The organism is Akkermansia sp. N21116 (assembly GCF_029854705.2).
In the GTDB taxonomy this organism is placed as follows: domain Bacteria; phylum Verrucomicrobiota; class Verrucomicrobiia; order Verrucomicrobiales; family Akkermansiaceae; genus Akkermansia.
In genome coordinates, this window is sequence record NZ_CP139035.1 from 2,255,183 (window position 1) to 2,269,403 (window position 14,221).

Genomic DNA, 14,221 nt, shown 5'->3' on the forward strand with positions numbered 1-14,221 from the left:
CGCCATCTTGCCGGATCACTATGCAATTCTATCGGAAAAGAGCCGTCTCAGCTTCGGTGCCTATTGTGCCGATGATTGACATTCTCACGATTTTGCTCATCTTCTTCATTGTCCATACGCAATGGAAAAAACCGCAGCACCTGTTGAAAATCGATGTCCCCGGAGTGGAATACATCGAAGGCGAACAATCGGCGGAACGACGCGGCGTCCTGGCTGTTTCCGCCGGTTCCGTGATTACTCTGGACGGGCAGGAAGTACCGCTGGAGAAACTGGCGGGAGCTCTGAAAACCTATTGCGAAGCCAATCCCGATAAAAAACTCCAGCTGGATGTGGACAAGGGCGCTTCATTTGGCACGATTGTCCGCATATGGGATACGCTGACGGCTGTTGGGGTTGACGCCAAAGAAGTTCCTGCCAGAATCGAAATCCAACAGGGCAACTAAAGCATTTGTCCCTATTACGCATTGTTTTCCCCTTTTATACCTCCCATGCTTCTCGAAATTGTACAATACGGCCATCCGACATTGAGACAAAAATGCCGTCCTGTAGAACATATTGATGATGATCTGAAGGATCTGGTCAGCAATATGCTCGAAACCATGTACGCAGCAGATGGCGTCGGCCTGGCCGCACCCCAGGTCAATGTCCCTATCCAGCTTATATGCATCGACATTCCTTCAGACGAAGACTCCGTCACTCTGCTGAAGGTGGACGGAGAGGATAAAAAGCTGGAAGATATCATGCCGCTTTCCTTCATCAATCCCACGTTGGAGCCTTATGGAGAAATGGAACCCTGTCAGGAAGGCTGCCTGAGCGTTCGTAAAGTCAGAGCTTCCGTCATCCGTCCCAAGAACGTCCGAGCTACGGTGACCCTGTTGGACGGCAAAACGGTGACAATCGATTGCAACGGTCTTTTGGCCCGTTGTTTCCAGCATGAGTGCGACCACCTGAACGGAGTTCTGTTTGTGGAGAGGGTTTCTTCCGCTCAACGCTTGACCCTGAAAGGTAAGTTGAGGCGGATTTTTGGTTGATCATTACTAAGAGACTGCTTTCCCCCAGTTGCTTTTTCTAAAAAACGGCTGTTTCCTTGACTTGGAAACAGCCGTTTTAGTTCATTAAAAACGAGTCAGAAACGCTTATTCGTCACTGCCAGGAGCGTCATCTCCGGGAACGGGAGGAGCATCGTTGCCGGGATGCGGATGGTGTCCACGGCGGCCACCGCGTTTGCCGCGCTCACCTTGATCTCCTTTAGCCTTGCGTTCGGCACGTTTGGCCTGGATGGCCTTTTTGACGTCTGCTTTCAACGCTTCCTTTTCGGAATCGGAGAGGATGCCGTCCTTGTCGGTGTCGTACTTTTCCATGATCAGGTCGTGACCGAGCATCATGACGGGATCCATTGCTCCACCGCGACGGGGCCCATTGGGAGAACCCGGGCGACCTTCACCGCCACGAGGTCCGCGACGTCCTTCTCCCATACCTGGGCGTTGGTCACGGCTGTTCTTCCAATCTTCGGCACGAGCCTTCTTTTCTTCATCGGAAAGCTTGCCGTCGCCGTCCTTATCGTACTTTTTCATCATTTCGGCACGACGTTCTTCCATTTTTTTGACCGCTTCGGGATGAGCCTTGGCCCAGTCGTCGCGCATACTCTGACGTTCTTCACGGGAGAGTTTGCCGTCGCCGTCCTTGTCGTACTTTTTCATCATTTCATCGCGGCGGGCTTTCATGCGTTTGTCGATTTCGGCTTTAACTGCGGCCTTTTCTTCGTCGGAGAGTTTGCCGTCCTTGTCGGTGTCGTACTGTTCAAGGACGAGCTGTTCACCGATGATGAACATGCCCATCTGTTCCGGATTCATACCGGGACGCTGGGGACGTTTGCCCTGACGGCCTTCATGGTGGCGAGGTGCATCACCGGGTGGCGGTGTAGCGGGAGCTTCATCCTGGGCGAAAGCGCAGGGAGCGGCGATGGCGAATGCCATGGCAAGCAATATGTTCTTCTTCATAATTGTATGCAGTGAATTAGGAGGGGATTAATATGGGTTGAAAAGCTAGAGGAATGGAAAGGTATTCCACGTCAATGGCTTTCATAATCCTTAAACACTGGATGCAAAAAAAAGTTGCAACTGAATTTCATTTTTCCCGGAAGAGAGGACCGGAAAGAACCATTCAGAAACGTCAGAAAATGGTCATGTTCGTCCCCTCGGGAACGAGATCGAAAAGATCGATCATATGGTCGGGAGCCAACCGGATGCAGCCATGCGAGGCCGGGGTTCCCAAAAGATCCTCTCTGTTGGTTCCATGTATGTAAATGTATCTATCCCAAGTATTTGCGTTATCCGGATCAAGTCCTTCCAGGCGCATGATCCGGGACATGATGACATCATCATCTCCTTCTTGAACATCATCCGGCCAAATGCCGCAAGGAACCCGTCCCCGAAAGACGGTTCCCGGGGGACAACCTTCTCCGATTTTTTTTGCAATGCGAAAGCGTCCGGTAGGCGTCTTGTTGGAGCCGGGAAGGCTTCCCGTACCATTGCGAGCGGTTGAAACGGGATAAAGGCGAACGAGAGATCCGTCCTCAACCTGTTCGAGGCGCAACCATTGCCTGCGGACGGAAACGCGGATACGGAAGGGGGACGCCGTCTGTTCCATAGATCAACTCCAGGATGATTGGATAGAGGCCAATTGTTCCGGAGAGACCCTATCCTGCAAGCGGCTTGCCATGCGGGCGTAATATTCCGGGATAGTCCACCCGTGAAGGTTCTGGACGGCTTCTCCTTTGAAATGCCACGAAGGAATCGGGATAATCACGTCCAGGACTTCGCCGGTGCGGGAAGGCATGCCCGTGAGACATGCCGTTACGGCATCCGCCAGGTCGGCGCGGGTTTCCAGCACGTCAAGAAGCCAGCTGCAGCTCAAGGCATTGGGCGTGGCTGTGGATTCTTTCAGTAACCGGGCCAGGCGGTTGTCGGGCAGGGAAGAGGAAATCCGCTGCAGGTAAGGCATGAAACGCAAGTCGGCCAGGCTCATGATCGTATCCAGCATGGCAATGGGGCTTCTTTCTTCCACGGGAGGACTACAGATAAGACGAACGAGTTCTGCCGCTCCGGGGAAGCGATCCGCTTCGGAGGATGGCGCCAGCGTCAGGGCGAGGAAGGCCGCCTGACGGCGAATGGACGGATTGGCATCGGCTACTGCAAATGGGAGCAGGGCCCTCCAGCCGTTACCCTGCCTCTGGCGGACAAACTGGGATAGCTGCATGGCGCATCGGGAACGGGCTTCGTCCGAACAGTTGGTCTCAAAGAGAGTGTAAATTTCAATTCCTTCCTGCAGGCGGTTTGTCTCATTACAAGTAACAAGACCATAGGCAATCATGGCAAGCGGCCATTGGTCAGGACCAATTTCCGAGCGACGCGGGGGATCCAGCACAAGGGCTGCAAGACGTTTGATTTCGGAGAGGGAATTAGTTTGGTCTTGGTAAAGTCCCATGGAGTGAATTGCTTGTTGAAATTAGATGGTGCGCCCGACAGGAATCGAACCTGCATGCCTTGCGGCACCAGAGCCTAAATCTGGCGCGTCTACCAATTTCGCCACAGGCGCACGAAAACTTGCGCATACTTTAGCGAAAGTCCGGGTAAAAGCAAGAATTTCGGAATCGGAACAATCGTTCGGCTTCAACAAAAGTTGTTCGATTCAGGGAAAAAGTCCTTTCCTCTCCCGGGTGGATGTAGTAGAAACGGGCAGACGAACCATGAATCAGGAGTTTTTTTCAATTCTAATCCAGGTGGTGGCTGCCTTCGGGTTTACGGGTTTTATCCTTGTTGCAAGCGTTCTTGCCGGGAAGCGGGCCCAGCACCGTACTCCGGCCGATGTCCCCTATGAATGCGGTATGATCCCGATAGGAAGCGGGGCTCCGATGTTCTCCGTGAAGTACTACATTGTGGCGATGCTGTTTCTGGTATTCGACATTGAAGTCGTATTTCTCTATCCGTGGAGCATCAATTTCCGCGATCTGGTTATCCACAATGCCGACGCATTCATTTCCATGACTGTTTTTCTGGGCGTTTTGGCTATTGCCTATGCCTATGCTCTCGGCAAGGGAGTCCTTGTCTGGCATCGCGATCCCAAGAACTAAGTTCTACTCCTCATTTGTTTTCCTTCATGAAAAAATCCCCGGTGCCGGATATGGCATCGGGGATTTTTTCATGAAGAGAGAATTTTCGGCAGCGAGTGCACCGGGGGAAGCTGTATCAGATAATCGCCAGGAAGAGTTTGAATATCAACCCCAGGGAAAAACCAGCCAGCAATCCGGTAATGATCTGCTTGCCTCCACTGATATTTTGGATGCGGAAAATGTCGGACGATGCCATGATAATAAAACAGCTGAGAGCAAGGAAAACCAAGCTGGTCACGGTTGTGATAAATGGAACAGCCAGAATCCCGAATATATGGAGGCCGATCCAATCTATGGCGTTCAGGATAACCAGGGCGGAGATGATCCGTAAGGACATGAGAATTCCGCAGACCAAGCGGTATTCCTGATCCAGAAGAACTCCGCATATCTTCGTTAGCACCCAGCCATGGGCAACAACGCTCAACCCGATAATCAAGGGCAGTTTGAACATGACGGGCCATGCTCCCCAGCTGGCGATGAAGAAAAAGGTCGATAGAACGGAATAAACCAAACCGTAAAAAGCAATTTTCTTTCCGTCCAGAATCAGTTGTCCATCCGGGGTAGAATCCTCCGGTTGGTAGCCGGCGGCCAGAACCTTGTAGCGTTTCCACAGAAACCAGGCCGGAATGGAACCAACCATGGGGATTAAATCCAAGGCACAGGCATAGAGCATTTTCTGGGCACGGATGTATTCGGGGGAAGCTTCTTCGTTATCATCATCGTCATCGTTGTCCGGTATGACTCCGTTGTCTCGCATAGTTTGAGACCGGGAGGATTGCGTTAACAAAGGTTTCGGCGTCGAAGAATGAGTACCGGGAGGGGGAATAGTAGGAGGCGGGAGGGTGGAAGGCATCGTGGGAGGGGGAATATCCGGTTTCGGAAGTTCTGCGACCATGTTTTCGATTTTCTTTTCCTCCTCCGTTTTAGTGGTACCCTGATCCAAAAAAGGTTTGAGAGTGTATTCTCCATCCTGGGCAAGAACGATTTCCGTACCGTCATAAAGACCTATGGCCCAATCCGTTTGGATGGTCGCTCGAGAAAAAGGACCCAGTTTTTTACCATTTTTCAAAACATAAAGCTGCTCGTACATAGCATCAGACTATTGGGAATTCCCCCAGACTCAAGGACGGGGATAACGTTACGCTTGTAAATCAAGGATAGGACTTGATCAAGATCAATCGCAAGCCAGGCTTTCCTGAGCAGATAATTTATGGCGCAATCTTGACCATTGGGGGCTTGTCTGCAACAATCCCGGCATGTCGAGCAGTTTTGGGCAATGTTTCCGCATTACAACGTGGGGTGAATCCCACGGTCCGGGCGTAGGCGTCGTGATTGATGGATGTCCCTCCCTGATTCCTTTGGACAGGGATGATATCCAGAAGGAACTGGACCGCCGCCGCCCCGGGCAAAGCGAAATAGTAACCCCCCGCGATGAGGAAGATTCCGTCGAGATACTCTCCGGCGTTCTGGACGGACAAACTCTGGGAACTCCGATTGCCCTGAATGTCCGCAACAAAGACCACCGGTCATCCGCCTACGATGAAATGGCACGGACTTATAGACCCTCCCATGCCGATTATACCTACGATGCCAAATACGGCATCCGCGCCTGGGCCGGAGGTGGCCGGGCTTCCGCCCGTGAAACCATTGGACGAGTGGCTGCCGGAGCCGTTGCCAGAGCTGTGTTGAAGACAGTTTTTCCGGAGATGGACGTAATTGCCTGGGTGGACAGGATTCACAATGTACAAGCCCATGTTGACGCCTCCTCCGTTTCCCGCGAACTGGTGGAAACCAATATTGTCCGGACTGGAGATCCCAAGGTTGCTGAAACCATGATCAATGCTATCAAGACAGCCAGAAGCGAAGGGAATTCTCTGGGAGGGACGATCTCATGCATTGTTCGCGGCTGTCCTCCCGGGCTCGGCGACCCCGTATTCGACAAACTGGATGCCACCTTGGCCCATGCGATGATGAGTATTCCCGCAGTCAAGGGCTTTGAAGTAGGTTCCGGATTTCATGCTCCCGATATGACTGGTCTGGAACACAATGATCTGTTTTTCATGGACGATGGTCGTGTCCGGACGCGAACCAATCATTCGGGAGGTATTCAGGGCGGTATTTCCAATGGGGAAACGATCCTGATGAATATTGCCTTCAAACCGACCGCTACGCTGATGGTGAGTCAAGAAACCGTCACGGACGATGGCAGGGATACGACGCTGAAGGGAAAGGGCAGGCATGATGCCTGCGTGCTTCCCCGTGCCGTGCCGATTGTAGAGGCCATGGCCTGGCTGACAATTTGCGATCATTACCTGCGCCAGTGTTGCCAGCGTGGCTGATTTTTCATTCTCATATTCCTGTGGATACATCCACCACCATCTATATTATAGCCGGAACGGTTCTGGCAGGGTTTCTTGTCCTGGCCATACTGAAAGGTATCATCAAAATGATCCTGTTTGGCGTAGGCGTATTGGGAGCCTTCCTTGCCTACTACTGGATCAGCCGGCATGGCTATACATACCTCTCCTTTATCACGTCCGATCCCCGGGAGTGGATGGTTACAACTTTTTCGTGGCTCTCGGCCGTATTTGTGTTTTCCGTATTTACCCACGGAATGTTTTGGTTCAGCAACGTATTTTCGCTGGGCAGCAAAATGGGATTCGGTGGGTTCAAGGGAATATTGACAACGATTCTAATGGTTTTCGTCCTTTGCTGGGCCGGCGTACTGGCCGTGTTTTATTACGGTGATGTCGCAGATATCAAACAGGCGCACCAAGCCGCCCTGGCGCAAAGCAGCGGAAAGAACGAAGCCGTTGCAACGGCATGGGTGTACGATTGGAAAAAACAAATCTGCAGTCATGAGTCCACACAATGGCTCATGAAACTGGATCCGATGAAAGACCCGGGCCGCGTTTCCCTGGCAAAAATCATTGCCTACCTATCTACCTTTGAACACGATCCAGCTGCCGGCAAATACGGGCAAATAGCTCCCTATATCCCGCGGCCCAGACGCCTGTGGACTCTATGCCGGGATGCGGGTATCCGAGCCATGGTAGAACGGCAGGACATGGCCGGTTTGATGAATCATCCGGAATTGACCAAATTCCTGAGCGATCCATCGTCACGGGACGCCGTGCTGCGGTTTCCTGTGGACCAGTTTATTGCCCAGATGTTTCCGTCCGTTCAGGGAGGAAAAGCTTTGCCTCTTCAGATTGTACGTCCCGAGACGGGAAACCAGCCTTCAGGTGCCGTGCCCCCTCCCGACAAAACCGTTAATCCTATTTCCAAACCAGTCCGGGTAGCTCAGTAAGATCCTTGCTCCGTAGAGGACTTCAAAAGGTTTTCCGTTGATTTTATGAAACGGCAGGTATGTCTCGGAAAGTTATTTGAAAAACTCAATCGGCCTGTATCATTTCCGCAAATCACGTCAAAAATCCGGGCAACGAAATATTTGTCCGGCTGTATTTTTCCATCTACACAACATGGCTGACAACATGCCTCCCAACCGCGACTTCAACCCGAACAACCCCGACCGTAACCCAGGAAAACCGAAAGGAGATACACCCAATTGGGGGATGTGGGTCATGCTGGTCATCGTTGCCACGATTCTTCTACTGGCCTTTACGTCTCCGGATTCCTTTGGCTTCGGCAAGCAAAAGGAATCCATTGCCCAGTTTGAAGAGGATTATAAGGATGGTCGGATTATCCTCAATCATCCGAAAAAGTATCCGATTACAGTACTTCTCTCGGATGCTTCCCCGGATGCTGTCATTATGGCTTCCCGGTACAAAAGCGATGTTTCTCCCGAGCTTTCCTATGAGCCTTTTGTCATGACTTTCAACTCCGGGCTTGTCGATGACAATTTCAAGAAGCGCCTCGACGAAGCCGGTATTATCCAGCCTTCCGGCCTGGCCTCCCCCGAGTCCGCTCTTACCGGCAAAAGCATTTCTACGGACGCATTCAGTCGTCTCGTTGCCGAAGGTCGCATCACCGGACGGGAAGGGGATAAGTCCCCCAAGATGTATTACGACGGATCTATTGCTACTCTGTCCGGTCGTATCGTCACCCGCAAGTGGCCCGAGGTCGGTGGAGAGAAAGCCATTATAGAACGAGTCGAAGTGCCTTTCAGCGTTCATTTTGACGGCAGTCGGATTAAAGATCTCTTGGGAGATACGGCAGAATACCGTACGGAAAGCAGTGGCTGGAGAACGTTTATTTTCTACTTCCTGCCGATCCTTCTCCTTATTGGATTGATGTTCTTTATGTTCCGCGCTCAAACAGGCGGGGCTAAGGGAGCCATGAATTTCGGCAAGAGCCGGGCCAAACTGATTTCGCCGGAGAAAAACAAGATTACATTCAAAGATGTTGCCGGTGTCAACGAAGCCAAGGAAGAAGTATGGGAACTGGTCGAATTTTTGAAAAATCCCGCCAAGTTCCGTGAAATTGGCGGAAGTATTCCCAAGGGAGTGTTGCTGGTGGGTTCTCCCGGTACAGGGAAAACCCTGCTGGCCAAGGCTATTGCCGGTGAAGCGGATGTGCCGTTTTATTCCATCAGCGGTTCCGACTTTGTGGAAATGTTTGTCGGTGTAGGCGCTAGTCGCGTGCGCGATATGTTTGAGCAGGCCAAAAAATCGGCCCCATGTTTGATCTTTATTGACGAAATTGATGCCGTCGGCCGCCATCGCGGCTACGGGGTAGGGGGCAGTCATGACGAACGCGAGCAGACTCTCAATGCCCTTCTAGTGGAAATGGACGGTTTCGATGCCAATGAAAACGTGATCGTCATTGCCGCGACGAACAGGGCCGACGTATTGGATCCGGCTTTACTCCGACCGGGACGATTCGACCGCGAAGTTGTCGTCAACCTTCCGGATGTTAAAGGCCGGGAACAGATTCTCCTGGTGCATGCCAAGAAGGTCAAGCTGGCCAAAGATGCGGATATGGCTCCGATTGCCCGTGGAACGGCCGGTTTCTCCGGTGCCGAACTGGCCAATCTAATTAATGAGGCAGCTCTCCTTGCCGCCCGCAAGGGATTGAAGGAAGTCCGCAACATTGAGTTGGAAGAAGCTCGCGACAAGGTCCGCTGGGGCAAGGAGCGCCGCAGTCTCACAATGAGCGACAAGGACAAGCGCATTACGGCCGTTCATGAAGCCGGTCATGCCATCTGCCTTCTTAAAACGGATAACAGCGAGCCTTTGCACAAGGTAACGATTATTCCCCGCGGTCAGGCATTAGGAGCTACGATGTGGCTTCCCAAGGAAGACAGGTACCATATGCGACGCAGTGAAATGCTTGACACCCTGGTTGTTGCCATGGGGGGACGCTGTGCGGAACAAATCGTTTTCGGCGACGTGACCAGTGGAGCAGTCGGAGATATCCGTATGGCCACTAATATGGCGCGACGCATGGTTTGCGAATACGGTATGAGCGAAAAACTCGGCTTCGTTGAATACGGTGAACAGACCGGAGAAGTTTTCCTTGCCCGTGATCTCGGGACACGATCTCGCAATTACTCCGAACAAACGGCTCAGACCATTGATGAAGAAATTCGGACACTGGTCGAAAACGCTTATACCCGCTGCCTGGCTATTCTTGAAGACAACCGCGCCAAGCTGGAGGCTATCTCAGAAGCTTTGCTCGAATATGAAACACTGACCGGTGAACAAGTGCAGGATCTGCTGGAGAAGGGATTTATGACCAATCCTCCTGAAAGTGTCGGCCCTCCTCCTTTGCCTTCTGACAATAGCGAACAACAACAGGACGATTCCTCCAATTCTTCGCACGGTGGTGACGGAGAACAAGCTCGGAAAGAGCAGGGAGACGATACGCCGCAAAACGACGGTAGTAGCTCTTCTTCCGATGCTCCGGAAGACGATTTGGATCCGTTCCGTAAAGATCAATCCTTTTTGAAATAATCATTTATTCTACCTACGAGTTCTTTCCCCCTCATCTATGTCTACATCTGAATCGCTGAAACTGGCCAAAGCAATCGCCCAGGCCGCTATTGATAATAAAGCGGAAAACGTATGTCTGTACGATCTTCGTGATATTTCATCACTGACGGATTTTGCCGTCGTATGTACGGGTTTGTCCATTCCGCACCTGCGTTCCATCATGAGGAACATCGATGCCGACATCTCGGAAAAATGCCATGCTGAACCCGTTTATATGGAAAAAAAAGCGGCCTCATTGTGGACGGTGATGGATTACATTGACGTTATGGTGCACATCATGGGACAGGAAACACGTGAGTTCTATGAAGTCGACAAGCTTTGGTCCAAGGGAAAGATTATTCCTCTGAAACAATAAGCCTCCACATTGGGTAATATAATATAACTTACTTATTGTCAACAGATAAAATTACTTTTTTGAAATTTTATCTGTTTCTTATTTTTATATCTTTAATAGCCTTCTTTGTTTTTTCTCTTCGCATCCTTGGCAAAGCAAAGCAGAGAAGGGGATGAAAGGGAAAGGAAAGGTGTGGACATGGTAACTGCATCGCATACCTAATCCTTGTAGAGGATTAGTCTGATGATGCTATTGATTCGAAATATACCATGCCTCAATGGCAGTTAGAAGAATTAACACTCTAAAGTAGGAATGAAGAAGATTTTTCCGAGAAACGAGTGTATCCAAAAAGAATGGTGTTTAGATACCGGAGGTAGGCTCCGCTTTCATGGTATGGTTTTGACTTATTCCATTACTTGAAGTATCATATTTCCCGCTTGAACCCTATTGACCATCAATCAGTAATGCACTATGTATTTTGCATTACATATATTATGCGAAGTACAAAATAGGAGAAATTCTTGCTCGAAATGCTCATTTCTGTATTGGGAATCAAAATTTCCCTTTGGAGGTGTTTCAGGTTCGGTTCGTGCAATTCTACACTCACGCTCCTTTTCAATAAATCATTTGAGAATTGAAAATTTGAGGATCGAGTACTCCGTTTGTCGTGATTTGAAATTCCCGCCGTTTATCTCAACTCTTCCTCGCTCTGTTATTTTTTTGATGGATGAGATACGCAGACTCTGGCCTGGCAACAATATCCGATTTAACTTTGGAGTTTTTCTCTCCGCATGATTTCAGTCAAGACCATGAACAAATCGGCCTTGTTGGCAACACCGGACATCTTCTTCGTTTCCGGATCAACGACAGCCAGTGACTCTGTTTGATCTTTTTTAGAGAATATTTCAAGAGCCTCCGGCAGTTTCATGTTGGGTTTAAGCGTTGGTAGATTGTTCCTTGAGACGTCTACAGCCAGGATAGCTTCGGCTAATTCCTTGTTTCTGGCAAACTCTTGGATATCGGATGTTACGATAGCTCCCATATACTTCCCTTTTTCCGATGCAACAAAAATGGTTTGTGCCGGATTTTTCAAGAGAATGGTTGCAACGGTTCCAAAATTATCATTCGGTAGAACAGTTGGTGGTAATTTCCTTGCAATATCCTTGACATAAACGTCTTGTAGAGATTTATTAAAGATACTTCTCGGTCCCGCCGCCAAGGAATCATGATACATGGATTCCACTTTCAGGAGGCGGGCAACACTGTAGGAGACGACAACTCCTATGAGCAACGGGAACATGAGCTGCCCTGCCAATGTAAACTCAATGACAAGTAAAAGAGAGGTAATGGGAGCATTGGCTGCTGTTGTAAAGAAAGCCGCCATGCCGACCAATGAGTATGCAATGGCATAATCTCCGGGGAATCCCAGCTGAACCATGCAGGTGCTGAAGAGGAAACCGACGATGGCGCCAATGGTCAGACTGGGGGTCAAAGCCCCCCCTACGGTGCCGACCCCGAATACAATGGCAACTACTCCTACTTTCAACAGCAACAAGTAGAGGGCATGTTCCGACGTAAATTGCAGATTGACCAATCCTCTGATCATGTTGGCTCCGTTACCGACAATTTCCGGAAACCAGATGGCGACCAGCCCCACCAATGTCCCGGCGAGAGCGAGGCGGACGGGTAGCCAGTAGCGGGAACCGTTTAAAAAACGTCGGGATGTTTTAAGGAGCCAGAGCCACCCATTGGCACATAGAGAGGCGACGATACCCAGGATGAGGCAGCTGATTGCTATCCGAGCTCCATCGTTTCCCAAAGAAATGTTACCCATGACTTGATAGATCGGGGTGGGATCCGTAAAGTAGCTGAGTGTCAAATATCCGGCGCAACTGGCAATCAGAAGAGGCGCCAGCATGTCGAGAGTCAGCGTTCCCAGAACGATTTCTCCGACAAAAAGCCCCCCTGCCAGAGGTGTGTGAAATGCAGCCGACATGCCCGACGCGGCTGCACAGGCTACAATGAGCCTCAATCGCGGTGCAGATAGATGAAACCGTCTTCCAATGACGGATGCAGCTACGGCCGCCGTCTGGATCAACGGACCTTCCTTACCGATAGATGCTCCGGAGCCTATGGTAAATACTGCGGAAAGACTTCTTAGCAAACTGGGTTTGGCCGGAACATAACCATCTCCCAGAGCTACGGCTTCCATGTATTCCGTGGCTTTGGCAGGAACAAAACGGTGAGTAAACAACAAGGTCAGGCCGGCCAGGAGACCGCCTATTGTCGGGACGAGGATACGAAGCCAGTCCGGGATGGACGAAAATGCCTGAATTTGAGTCTTGCCGTGCTGCCCTGTCAAGGTATCTTGAACGATACCGACAGCGTGTTCGAAAACAAGAGCAGTCAAGGCTCCGATGACTCCAACGCAGAATGCCCATATAAGAATGACCTGCTTGTCTCCGATATGGAGGATTTCCCGGAGTTTCAGACCGAATCTGAGCCATGACAGAGACTTGAGCTTTCCTCCCTCGCCATGTAGCCGGTCATTCATGATTAATGGTTTTCTGTTAGGATGTTTATCCGAGAACGTCTCTGAGTTCTTTTTCCAGCAATCCGGGATCCGTAATATTGCCGGAGGCATCAATCAATTTGCTCTGTTTGTGCCAGCGGAGGATTTTCTGCATCATCACTAAATAGCCGGTAATCATAGAATCCGGAACACCTAGCATGATGATTAGGTGAGCTTTGCGTCCGGCATCGGGCCATTGGATTCCGTTTTCGTTCAGACCGACGGCAATGACGACCTGGTCCAGAGAATCAATGCGTCCATGAGGGACTGCCAGTCCTTGATCCAGATATGTTGATGATGCCTCTTCCCGGATCAGGACGGCTTCCTTCAAATCTTCCAAAGTTTCCGGGGCCAAATCCGTTTCCAGCGAAGTAAACAATTCCCGGAAAGCCGGCAAGGGTTGTTCCGCATCGGATAGTTGCGTAATTTTCAACAGCTGAAAAGAATTCACGGTACAAGAGAGGCAGTGCAGGTTAAGGCTTTAGAATAATGCGAATGCCCCTTATATACAAGAATTTTTCAATGCTATTTCACCAAATTCGTTACGGTTCCTGTTTCTCCGCGTTGAAGACGGGTTAATCAAGAATACCGTACTGTTGCAGGGCTCCGACAACTCTTGCCGCGACGACATCGCGTTCGGCATTCGCATCTACGCGCAGCATCCACGGCTCGTTAATACCGGCAAAGATGTTTCGGCACGAGAGGAGAGCTTCTTCGGCTTCGAAGGCATCCCGTTCACCACGATTCCCAATGCGCGACAGAGCGGTCTCCACGGGGATATCAAGCCAGATGACGGCATCGGGAATCGGAGCAAATTCTTCATTTAACGTGCGGATTGTCTCCACATCCATGCCTCTGGCTCCCTGGTAAGCCATCATGGAAAGGTAATAGCGGTCAAGCAAGACCCAGGCGCCACGTTCCAAAGCCGGAGCAATAAGGGTGTGGACATGATCCTGTCTGTCTTTGATGAAGAGGTCAATCTCTTCATCCAGTGAGAGTCGTCCCGTGACAGCGGAATCCCGCAGTTTGGCTCCCCATATCCCGCGTGTCGGTTCGTAACTTTGTACGACTTCTATTCCTCTAGCTTCAAGAAAGGTTTTCAACGCTCCGATGTGAGTTGATTTTCCGGTACCGTCAATACCTTCAAAAACAATTAATTTGCCGTTTCTGACACCTGAGAAGCTCATGGT

General features: G+C 50.6%; 14 protein-coding genes and 1 tRNA gene. 7 read left to right on the plus strand and 8 right to left on the minus strand.

Annotation, left to right across the window (positions count from 1 at the left end):
* The first annotated feature begins 20 nt into the window (after positions 1-20).
* Positions 21-443: a biopolymer transporter ExbD gene (locus QET93_RS08760; protein WP_280126238.1), complete on the plus strand. Its 423-nt coding sequence runs from the start codon at positions 21-23 to the stop codon at positions 441-443.
* Between the two features lie 45 nt (positions 444-488).
* On the plus strand, positions 489-1,031 hold the full coding sequence (def, locus tag QET93_RS08765) for a peptide deformylase (protein ID WP_280126239.1): 543 nt from the start codon (positions 489-491) through the stop codon (positions 1,029-1,031).
* Between the two features lie 105 nt (positions 1,032-1,136).
* Here the strand turns inward: def and QET93_RS08770 are convergent, their stop codons facing one another.
* From QET93_RS08770 to QET93_RS08785, 4 genes are all read right to left on the minus strand, one after another.
* The gene (locus tag QET93_RS08770) at positions 1,137-2,000 is read right to left on the minus strand and encodes an EF-hand domain-containing protein (RefSeq protein ID WP_280132147.1); all 864 of its coding nucleotides are present in this window, start codon (positions 1,998-2,000) and stop codon (positions 1,137-1,139) included.
* A 172-nt stretch (positions 2,001-2,172) separates the two neighbouring features.
* On the minus strand, positions 2,173-2,649 hold the full coding sequence (locus QET93_RS08775; RefSeq protein WP_280126241.1) for a L,D-transpeptidase: 477 nt from the start codon (positions 2,647-2,649) through the stop codon (positions 2,173-2,175).
* 3 nt (positions 2,650-2,652) lie between these two features.
* Positions 2,653-3,486 (minus strand): hypothetical protein, encoded by an 834-nt coding sequence (locus QET93_RS08780; RefSeq protein ID WP_280132146.1) that lies wholly within the window; start codon positions 3,484-3,486, stop codon positions 2,653-2,655.
* A 26-nt stretch (positions 3,487-3,512) separates the two neighbouring features.
* A tRNA-Leu gene (locus QET93_RS08785) sits at positions 3,513-3,597 on the minus strand.
* A 151-nt stretch (positions 3,598-3,748) separates the two neighbouring features.
* Between QET93_RS08785 and QET93_RS08790 the strand changes: the two genes are divergently transcribed.
* Positions 3,749-4,132, plus strand: a complete 384-nt coding sequence (locus QET93_RS08790; RefSeq protein WP_280132145.1) for an NADH-quinone oxidoreductase subunit A — start codon at positions 3,749-3,751, stop codon at positions 4,130-4,132.
* 115 nt (positions 4,133-4,247) lie between these two features.
* On the opposite strand, the gene QET93_RS08795 is transcribed toward QET93_RS08790, so the two are convergent.
* The gene (locus QET93_RS08795; RefSeq protein ID WP_280126244.1) at positions 4,248-5,261 is read right to left on the minus strand and encodes a hypothetical protein; all 1,014 of its coding nucleotides are present in this window, start codon (positions 5,259-5,261) and stop codon (positions 4,248-4,250) included.
* A 166-nt stretch (positions 5,262-5,427) separates the two neighbouring features.
* On the opposite strand from QET93_RS08795, the gene aroC reads away from it, so the two are divergent.
* The 4 genes from aroC to rsfS all read left to right on the plus strand — a co-directional run bounded on the left by aroC (position 5,428) and on the right by rsfS (position 10,480).
* Complete coding sequence (aroC, locus tag QET93_RS08800) at positions 5,428-6,510, plus strand: chorismate synthase (RefSeq protein WP_280126245.1); 1,083 nt, start codon at positions 5,428-5,430, stop codon at positions 6,508-6,510.
* A 20-nt stretch (positions 6,511-6,530) separates the two neighbouring features.
* Positions 6,531-7,481 carry a hypothetical protein gene (locus QET93_RS08805; RefSeq protein WP_280126246.1) on the plus strand — a complete coding sequence of 317 codons (951 nt, stop codon included), beginning with the start codon at positions 6,531-6,533 and terminating at the stop codon, positions 7,479-7,481.
* A 172-nt stretch (positions 7,482-7,653) separates the two neighbouring features.
* Positions 7,654-10,086: an ATP-dependent zinc metalloprotease FtsH gene (gene ftsH / locus QET93_RS08810; protein WP_280132144.1), complete on the plus strand. Its 2,433-nt coding sequence runs from the start codon at positions 7,654-7,656 to the stop codon at positions 10,084-10,086.
* Between the two features lie 37 nt (positions 10,087-10,123).
* Positions 10,124-10,480 carry a ribosome silencing factor gene (rsfS, locus tag QET93_RS08815; protein ID WP_280126248.1) on the plus strand — a complete coding sequence of 119 codons (357 nt, stop codon included), beginning with the start codon at positions 10,124-10,126 and terminating at the stop codon, positions 10,478-10,480.
* A gap of 745 nt (positions 10,481-11,225) precedes the next feature.
* On the opposite strand, the gene QET93_RS08820 is transcribed toward rsfS, so the two are convergent.
* The 3 genes from QET93_RS08820 to tmk all read right to left on the minus strand — a co-directional run bounded on the left by QET93_RS08820 (position 11,226) and on the right by tmk (position 14,218).
* Complete coding sequence (locus tag QET93_RS08820; RefSeq protein ID WP_280126249.1) at positions 11,226-13,013, minus strand: chloride channel protein; 1,788 nt, start codon at positions 13,011-13,013, stop codon at positions 11,226-11,228.
* A 25-nt stretch (positions 13,014-13,038) separates the two neighbouring features.
* Entirely contained in the window at positions 13,039-13,482 is a 444-nt protein-coding gene (locus tag QET93_RS08825; protein ID WP_280126250.1) for a PTS sugar transporter subunit IIA, read from the minus strand.
* A 124-nt stretch (positions 13,483-13,606) separates the two neighbouring features.
* Positions 13,607-14,218 carry a dTMP kinase gene (gene tmk, locus QET93_RS08830; protein ID WP_280126251.1) on the minus strand — a complete coding sequence of 204 codons (612 nt, stop codon included), beginning with the start codon at positions 14,216-14,218 and terminating at the stop codon, positions 13,607-13,609.
* Positions 14,219-14,221: the final 3 nt, after the last annotated feature.

Bases quoted from the DNA above. Each gene is read 5' to 3' on its own strand.
- QET93_RS08775 (WP_280126241.1), bottom strand. From the start codon at position 2,649: ATGGAACAGACGGCGTCCCCCTTCCGTATCCGCGTTTCCGTCCGCAGG.
- QET93_RS08760 (WP_280126238.1), top strand. From the start codon at position 21: ATGCAATTCTATCGGAAAAGAGCCGTCTCAGCTTCGGTGCCTATTGTG.
- def (WP_280126239.1), top strand. From the start codon at position 489: ATGCTTCTCGAAATTGTACAATACGGCCATCCGACATTGAGACAAAAA.
- aroC (WP_280126245.1), top strand. From the start codon at position 5,428: ATGTCGAGCAGTTTTGGGCAATGTTTCCGCATTACAACGTGGGGTGAA.
- QET93_RS08780 (WP_280132146.1), bottom strand. From the start codon at position 3,486: ATGGGACTTTACCAAGACCAAACTAATTCCCTCTCCGAAATCAAACGT.
- tmk (WP_280126251.1), bottom strand. From the start codon at position 14,218: ATGAGCTTCTCAGGTGTCAGAAACGGCAAATTAATTGTTTTTGAAGGT.
- QET93_RS08820 (WP_280126249.1), bottom strand. From the start codon at position 13,013: ATGAATGACCGGCTACATGGCGAGGGAGGAAAGCTCAAGTCTCTGTCA.
- QET93_RS08770 (WP_280132147.1), bottom strand. From the start codon at position 2,000: ATGAAGAAGAACATATTGCTTGCCATGGCATTCGCCATCGCCGCTCCC.
- QET93_RS08790 (WP_280132145.1), top strand. From the start codon at position 3,749: ATGAATCAGGAGTTTTTTTCAATTCTAATCCAGGTGGTGGCTGCCTTC.
- ftsH (WP_280132144.1), top strand. From the start codon at position 7,654: ATGGCTGACAACATGCCTCCCAACCGCGACTTCAACCCGAACAACCCC.
- QET93_RS08795 (WP_280126244.1), bottom strand. From the start codon at position 5,261: ATGTACGAGCAGCTTTATGTTTTGAAAAATGGTAAAAAACTGGGTCCT.
- rsfS (WP_280126248.1), top strand. From the start codon at position 10,124: ATGTCTACATCTGAATCGCTGAAACTGGCCAAAGCAATCGCCCAGGCC.